At 44.8% G+C, this 7,473-nt stretch carries 7 protein-coding genes; all 7 read left to right on the top strand.

Features of this window, described 5'->3' with window-relative positions; all coding sequences use genetic code 11:
* Window positions 1–1,370 (top strand): FimV/HubP family polar landmark protein (locus R7F64_RS12440; RefSeq protein ID WP_318071731.1); only part of this gene is annotated, 1,370 nt, incomplete at its 5' end.
* 142 nt (window positions 1,371–1,512) lie between these two features.
* A complete protein-coding gene (truA, locus tag R7F64_RS12435; protein WP_005380566.1) occupies window positions 1,513–2,307 on the top strand; it encodes a tRNA pseudouridine(38-40) synthase TruA in 795 nt (264 codons plus the stop codon).
* Window positions 2,308–2,504: 197 nt separating this feature from the next.
* The gene (accD, locus tag R7F64_RS12430; RefSeq protein WP_005380583.1) at window positions 2,505–3,431 is read left to right on the top strand and encodes an acetyl-CoA carboxylase, carboxyltransferase subunit beta; all 927 of its coding nucleotides are present in this window, start codon (window positions 2,505–2,507) and stop codon (window positions 3,429–3,431) included.
* Window positions 3,432–3,477: 46 nt separating this feature from the next.
* A complete protein-coding gene (gene folC, locus R7F64_RS12425) occupies window positions 3,478–4,740 on the top strand; it encodes a bifunctional tetrahydrofolate synthase/dihydrofolate synthase (RefSeq protein ID WP_318071730.1) in 1,263 nt (420 codons plus the stop codon).
* A gap of 14 nt (window positions 4,741–4,754) precedes the next feature.
* Window positions 4,755–5,348 (top strand): SPOR domain-containing protein, encoded by a 594-nt coding sequence (locus R7F64_RS12420; protein ID WP_005380588.1) that lies wholly within the window; start codon window positions 4,755–4,757, stop codon window positions 5,346–5,348.
* Window positions 5,349–5,409: 61 nt separating this feature from the next.
* Entirely contained in the window at window positions 5,410–5,901 is a 492-nt protein-coding gene (locus R7F64_RS12415) for a CvpA family protein (RefSeq protein ID WP_005380590.1), read from the top strand.
* Window positions 5,902–5,937: 36 nt separating this feature from the next.
* Window positions 5,938–7,452, top strand: coding sequence for an amidophosphoribosyltransferase (purF, locus tag R7F64_RS12410; RefSeq protein ID WP_005380592.1), 1,515 nt, complete (start codon window positions 5,938–5,940; stop codon window positions 7,450–7,452).
* The last annotated feature ends 21 nt before the right edge of the window (window positions 7,453–7,473 follow it).

The following is a 7,473-nucleotide window of genomic DNA, read 5'->3' as shown; positions in this document are numbered from 1 at the left end:
ATCTTCCTGAGTTTAGTGAAGAAGACGCATTGGCGTCTATGGCGGATGAGCCGGAGTTAGAAACGTCCGAGTCCGTTAAGCCAGAACAAGTTGAAGCCGACTTGCCAACTGAATCAGAAGATGAATTCAATTTTGATGAGCTAGATCTTCCTGAGTTTAGTGAAGAAGACGCATTGGCGTCTATGGCGGATGAGCCGGAGTTAGAAACGTCCGAGTCCGTTGAGCCAGAACAGGTTGAAGCCGACTTGCCAGCTGAATCAGAAGATGAATTCAATTTTGATGAGCTGGATCTTCCTGAGTTTAGTGAAGAAGACGCATTGGCGTCTATGGTGGATGAGCCGGAGTTAGAAACGTCCGAGTCCATTGAACTAGAACAAGTTGAAGCCGACTTGCCAACTGAGTCCGAAGAAGAGTTCAATTTTGATGAGCTCGATTTGCCAGAGTTCAGCGAAGAAGATGCCTTGGCGTCGATGGAAGAAGAGCCAGAATTACCGAGCTCTGAGACTGCAGATATAGAACCAATCTCCGGTGAGGATGAAGAGTTAAGTTTTGACGACCAAGATCTTCCAGAGTTCAATGAGGAAGATGTTCTCGCGTCAATGAACGAGGGTGCGCCAGAGAGCCCTAAGGTTGAAGCAGAGACATCGAGACCAGCTATTCAAGCCGATAACGATCATGATGCTTTGTTTGAAGTATTTGCGCAGCAAAACGGCTTTGATACTGACCCAGAAGTGCAGCCAACAGCGACAGAGGGTGAGCCGCTCAGTAATTTGGATGATGAATCATCAATGGCTAACCTTCTTGCGGAAGACGCAAACTCAGAAGTATTTGAAGGTAAACTAGACAGTGACACCATCGCAAGTGCAGGTATGGATTTTGAAACCATGCTTGATGTTGGAGATGATTGGGATGGCTTTAAACCCGCTGCTGATAACGTAAGTTCTACTGAAGAAGTGCCTGAGGACCAGCGTGATGTTTGGAATTCGAGTGATGCACTAAGTCAGCCAGAGATCGCGCAAGAAAACTGGGCAGAGCAAAGCGACTTGGATGACTTCGACCCGAAGAAAAATCAATTTATGACGATTGATGAATTGATGGCTCAGGTCGACAGAGAAGGTGGTGAGTTCGAAGAAGAAGACCTTAAGCTCGATGTCGGATTGAACGAGTTTCCAGATGTTATCGGCGAGATCGGCGATATTGACGTAGATAACAATGCTGAAGCGGCTGGGAAACTGGATTTGGCTAAAATCTATCTCGAGATGAACGATTCTCAAGGGGCGATTAAACTACTAGAAGAGGCGATTGTTTACGGTGAGGATGATATTCGCCGCGAAGCAAAAAGCCTGATTGACGCCATTAATGGCCGATAAACCGAAACAAAAGGGTAGCGTTTGCTACCCTTTTTGTGTCCCGTTAGTAGGATGCTACCTTTATGTCACCCTTGGTGAAACTGGCAACTTGAGGTGACTTGAGTATATACTTCCCGCCCCATTTTAGAGTTCGAAGGTTAAGATGAGAATCGCATTAGGTATCGAGTACAACGGTACAAACTACTTTGGTTGGCAGCGCCAAAGAGAAGTGAAAAGTGTCCAAGAAGAGCTAGAGAAAGCATTGTCCGTCGTCGCTAATCACCCAGTTGAAGTTCAGTGTGCTGGTCGGACAGACGCAGGCGTGCATGGCACGGGACAAGTTGTGCACTTTGATACCAACGTTACTCGAAAAATGGTAGCTTGGACCATGGGCGCAAACGCGAACATGCCAAGCGATATAGCGGTTCGTTGGGCTAAGGAAGTTTCAGATGATTTCCATGCAAGATTCTCAGCGACAGCTCGCCGTTATCGTTACATTATTTTCAATCATGCTTTACGTCCAGGCATCCTAAACTCGGGGGTTAGTCACTATCATGGTGAGCTCGACGAGAAAAAAATGCATGAAGCAGGGCAGTTCCTACTTGGCGAAAATGATTTTACGTCGTTTCGCGCGGCGCATTGTCAGTCTCGCAGCCCATTTCGAAACTTGATGCATCTGAACGTTACGCGCCATGGGAACTATGTGGTTATTGATATTAAAGCTAATGCGTTCGTGCATCATATGGTTCGTAATATCACGGGTAGCTTGATAAAAGTTGGACGTGGCGAAGAGAGTCCTGAATGGATCAAGTGGTTATTAGAAGCCAAAGATCGCAAACTAGCGGGTGCGACAGCGAAAGCGGAAGGTCTGTACCTGGTAGATGTAGACTACCCAGAAGAGTTTGGGTTACCTGAAGTGCCGATCGGTCCACTGTTTTTACCAGATAATTTGAACTAATTTTACAAACTTATTTCAAAATATCGGTAGTGTTTACATTGAATGTGAACGGAAAACATACGCTATTTACGATATCAAAAATAGGTACAACCAGTTTTTTATCTACAGTAGCTGCAAGATATGGTTTAATCCGTCGGTATTATGTCGAATTTATATCTTTCGCAATGAAGCGGAAGAGTTGAGAGAAAAGGTCTTCCATGAGTTGGCTTGAAAAGATTTTAGAGAAAAGCAATCTAGTAAGTTCACGCAAAGCTTCTATCCCAGAAGGTGTGTGGACTAAATGTACCTCTTGTGAACAGGTTTTATACCATGCTGAACTAGAGCGTAACTTAGAAGTTTGTCCAAAGTGTAACCATCACATGCGTATGAAAGCGCGTCGTCGTTTGGAAACATTTTTAGATGAAGGTAATCGAGTTGAATTAGGTTCTGAACTTGAGCCACAGGATAAACTGAAATTTAAAGATTCTAAGCGATACAAAGAGCGTATCTCTGCTGCACAAAAAAATAGCGGTGAGAAAGATGCGCTAGTTGTGATGCAGGGTGAATTGCTTGGTCTGCCGCTTGTGGCGTGTGCGTTTGAATTCTCCTTTATGGGTGGTTCAATGGGTTCAGTCGTTGGTGCTCGCTTTGTGAAAGCAGTGGATGCAGCCATTGAAAATAACTGTGCGCTTGTTTGTTTCTCAGCAAGTGGTGGTGCTCGTATGCAAGAGGCTTTAATGTCTCTTATGCAAATGGCAAAAACCAGTGCTGCGCTTGAGCGTTTATCAGAAAAAGGTCTGCCGTTTATTTCTGTTCTAACTGACCCTACAATGGGTGGTGTATCAGCAAGTTTGGCTATGTTGGGTGATATCAACATCGGTGAACCTAAGGCCCTCATTGGCTTTGCTGGTCGTCGTGTAATCGAGCAAACTGTACGTGAAGATCTTCCTGAAGGTTTCCAGCGTAGTGAGTTCCTGCTTGATCACGGTGCTATTGATATGATCGTTGACCGTCGTGAAATGCGTCAGCGTGTGGGTGGTCTTATCGCTAAGATGACTAACCACAAGTCTCCTTTGGTGGTTTCGGTTAACGAATCTCCAAATGAAGAGCCATATTCTGTACCAGAAGCGGACGAAAAAGGGTAAAGTATCAACTAACATAAAAACCAAAGAATTTAATGGTTAAAGTTAGATGACCCAAAACCCAATTCCTCAAGCCACATCTTCATTAGAGATGTGGCTTGATTATTTAGCAAATATTCATTCCTCAGCAATTGATCTAGGCTTAGACCGTGTCCAAGCGGTAGCAAACAAAGCCAATCTTACCAAACCAGCTCCAACCGTAATCACCGTTGCCGGAACCAATGGCAAAGGCTCAACGTGTGCGTTAATGGAAGCCATTTTACTTGATGCTGGCTATTCAGTCGGTGTTTATAGTTCTCCGCACCTGATTCGTTACAACGAGCGTGTACGCATTAATGGCGTTGACGTTGTAGGTGCCAAGCACTGTGAAGCATTCGATTATGTAGAAAAGCAGCGTGGTGATGTTAGCCTTAGCCTCTTTGAATTCGGTACGCTTGCTGCGCTACGTATTTTCCAAGTAGAGAAAGTTGACGTTGTCTTACTTGAAGTAGGACTTGGCGGCCGTCTAGACGCCACTAACGTTGTTGACCATGATGTTTCTGTTATTACGAGCTTAGCGATCGATCATGTGGATTGGCTTGGTGATGACATCAATGTTATTGGTTTTGAAAAAGCGGGCATTTACCGTTCAGGGAAGCCAGCAATTTGTGGTCAACCGACGCCACCAGCGACCGTGGCGGCTCATGCTGACGATATTGGTTCTGAGTTCTTCCAAGTAGGTATTCAGTACGATTACCAACTAACTGATAATGGTTGGAAATGGAGCAGTGGGGCATTTGAGTTAGAGGATTTACCAATCCCATCGCTACCATTACAAAATGCAGCCACTGCACTGATGGCACTAGGGGCTTCGGAATTGCAAATCACTGACATAAATATTGTCAATGGCTTGAATAATGCGCGTTTGGCGGGGCGTATGCAAGTACTGCATCACGAACCTGAAATAGTCCTTGATGTCGCTCATAACCCGCACTCTGCTGAGTATTTGGTAGAGAGAGTGAAGCAACAATATCTGGGTAAGAATATCCATATTGTGGTTGCAATGCTGCATGACAAGGACATTAAAGCAACCATTGAAGCGCTAACTCCAGTTGCAACACAATGGTATCCAGCGTCGCTTACTGGACCGAGAGCGGCGACCGCTGATGAATTGTGCCAATACTTACCTGATGGGCAAGTTCATTTTGAAAACCCTGTTGACGCCTTCGAGAGTGCGAGAAGCCACGCAAAGACAGGAGACGTTATTCTGGTGGTTGGATCATTCCATACCGTCGGAGAGGTATTGGAACATTGGCAATCAAATAATAAATAAGTAAAGGTATTTTGATGGCAAGTAAATTCCAAAGTCGTTTAGTCGGCACCATCATTCTAGTCGCAGTCGGAGTCATTGTTCTTCCCGATGTGCTAGATGGTAAGAAACTGCACTACAAAGAAGAATTTGCCAGTATTCCTATCAAACCAGAACTTGATAGTGATGTGGAAAACTTCGAAATATTAGAGCCAGTGGAAGACGACATTACGTTACCGGATTCTCCGGTTGAAGCTGTAGTGCAAGAACGTGAGGATGCTCAAGTAGCCGTTTCTGAGCCCGAGCCAGTGCCAACATCTAAACCTGAGGTCATCAAACAACCAGAGCAAGTTGAGGTCGTCACTCGTCCTGTTCAAGAGAAAAATCAATATGAAGATTCAGCTTGGATCATTCAGTTGATGGCACTTAAGAATCACGAAAATGCTGTCGCGCTTGTCGCGGATTTGCAAAAGCGTGGTTATCAAGCTCACACAAAGAAAGAAAACGAGTTTACGAGAGTGATTGTTGGCCCTGATGTGTCAAAAAGTAAACTTGAACGACAAGTTCAAGAATTACAAAAAATTACAGGTTCAAAAGGCCAATTGCTTAAATTTAAGCCATTAAATCCATAAGAAAACGTTTGCGTCAGCATTTTTTCTGTTAAAATGCGCGCCAACTTAAGATGAAGAAAAGATGAATTGGATAGATTTTATCATTTTAGGTGTGATCGGATTTTCAGCTCTGATCAGTTTAGTTCGCGGTTTTGCTAAAGAAGCTTTGTCTTTGGTGATTTGGTTCGGAGCGTTTTTTATCTCCAGTAATTACTATGCCAAATTGGCGGTGTACTTCACCAACATCGAAGATGATATGTTTCGTAACGGAGCGGCGATTGCGGCGTTATTTGTCGCAACCTTGGTAGTTGGTGCAGTGGTGAATTACGTCATTGGTCAACTGGTACAAAAAACAGGGCTATCAGGTACGGACCGAATTCTCGGGATTGTATTTGGTGGTCTACGCGGAGTCTTAATTGTTTCTGCGGTGCTGTTTTTTATGGATGCGTTTACTGCATTCCCAAGCTCGGATTGGTGGAAAGATTCACAGTTGATCCCTGAGTTCAGCCGTATCATCGCCCCATTCTTCGAGCATTTACAAGCAACATCAAGTTTTCTGTCTGGCACTATCTAGTAGTGCCAGCTACTGTCGCAAATCGAGGATTAGGACATGTGTGGTATTGTTGGAATCGTGGGCACAACGCCTGTAAACCAGTCTATTTATGACGCGTTAACGGTGTTACAGCATCGTGGCCAAGATGCCGCTGGTATTTGTACCATAGAAAGCAATCGTTTTCGTCTGCGTAAGGCGAACGGTTTAGTCAAGGATGTATTTGAAGCAAGACACATGCAACGCCTGCAAGGCGAGGTCGGAATTGGTCATGTTCGTTACCCTACAGCAGGCAGTTCAAGCGCTTCAGAAGCTCAACCTTTCTACGTAAACTCTCCTTTCGGTATTACACTTGCCCACAACGGTAACTTGACTAACGCCAACGAAGTTCGTCAGAAGCTGTTTGAAAAAGATCGCCGTCATATCAATACCACTTCAGACTCTGAAGTATTACTAAATGTACTGGCGCACGAAATTGACTCAGTAAAAGGAAATGTCACGACCGAAGACGTATTCCGCGCAGTCACCAATGTTCATCGCACAATTCGCGGTGCTTATGCTGTGACAGCTATGATCATTGGTCATGGTATGATTGCATTTCGTGACCCACACGGTATTCGCCCGCTGTGTTTAGGTAAGCGTGAAGTTAACGGCAGAGCAGAGTACATGGTTGCGTCTGAATCGGTGGCATTGGATGCGGTCGGTTTTGATTTCGTCCGTGATGTTGCACCTGGTGAAGCGATTTACGCAACGTTTGACGGTGAGCTTTACACGAAGCAGTGTGCAGACAATCCTAAGCTGAACCCTTGTATTTTCGAGTTCGTGTACTTTGCTCGTCCGGATTCGTTCATCGATAAAATTTCGGTATACAGCGCTCGCGTTGAAATGGGTAAAAAGCTGGGCGAACGTATTCGTGAAGATTACGCAAACCTTGATATCGATGTTGTCATTCCTATCCCTGAAACGTCTTGCGACATTGCACTGCAAATCGCTCAAGCGATCGATATCCCTTATCGCCAGGGTTTCGTGAAAAACCGTTATGTTGGACGTACGTTTATCATGCCTGGCCAGCAACAACGTAAGAAATCAGTACGTCGCAAGTTGAATGCTATTCGTTCGGAATTCAAAGGTAAGAATGTGTTGCTGGTGGATGACTCTATTGTTCGAGGTACAACGTCAGAGCAGATTATTGAGATGGCTCGTGATTCTGGTGCCAAGAAAGTGTACATGGTCTCAGCGGCTCCTGAAGTTCGTTTCCCGAACGTATACGGCATTGATATGCCAAGTGCTACAGAGCTTATTGCCCATGGCCGTGACAACGATACAATTTGTAAGCAGATTGGTGCCGATGCGCTTATTTATCAACGCCTAGAAGATTTGGTAGAGGCGGTCGGTCTTGGAAACCAAGATATTACTCAGTTCGATACATCCGTGTTTAACGGCGAATACGTAACGGGTGATATTGACCAACAATACCTAGATTTTTTAGATGGTCTTCGTAACGATGATGCGAAAACACAACTTGAAATCCAACAGGATTTAGCAAACCTAGAGCTTCATAACGAAGGCGCATAGGGTGCGTTTTCTTAAGTCGTA

Source organism: Vibrio sp. Vb1980 (assembly GCF_033338615.1).
Taxonomy (GTDB): domain Bacteria; phylum Pseudomonadota; class Gammaproteobacteria; order Enterobacterales; family Vibrionaceae; genus Vibrio; species Vibrio alginolyticus.
The sequence above is the reverse complement of the archived record's forward strand: the minus strand, read 5'-3'. Positions and strand labels throughout refer to the sequence as shown.

Bases quoted from the DNA above. Each gene is read 5' to 3' on its own strand.
- truA (WP_005380566.1), top strand. From the start codon at position 1,513: ATGAGAATCGCATTAGGTATCGAGTACAACGGTACAAACTACTTTGGT.
- accD (WP_005380583.1), top strand. From the start codon at position 2,505: ATGAGTTGGCTTGAAAAGATTTTAGAGAAAAGCAATCTAGTAAGTTCA.
- folC (WP_318071730.1), top strand. From the start codon at position 3,478: ATGACCCAAAACCCAATTCCTCAAGCCACATCTTCATTAGAGATGTGG.
- R7F64_RS12420 (WP_005380588.1), top strand. From the start codon at position 4,755: ATGGCAAGTAAATTCCAAAGTCGTTTAGTCGGCACCATCATTCTAGTC.
- R7F64_RS12415 (WP_005380590.1), top strand. From the start codon at position 5,410: ATGAATTGGATAGATTTTATCATTTTAGGTGTGATCGGATTTTCAGCT.
- purF (WP_005380592.1), top strand. From the start codon at position 5,938: ATGTGTGGTATTGTTGGAATCGTGGGCACAACGCCTGTAAACCAGTCT.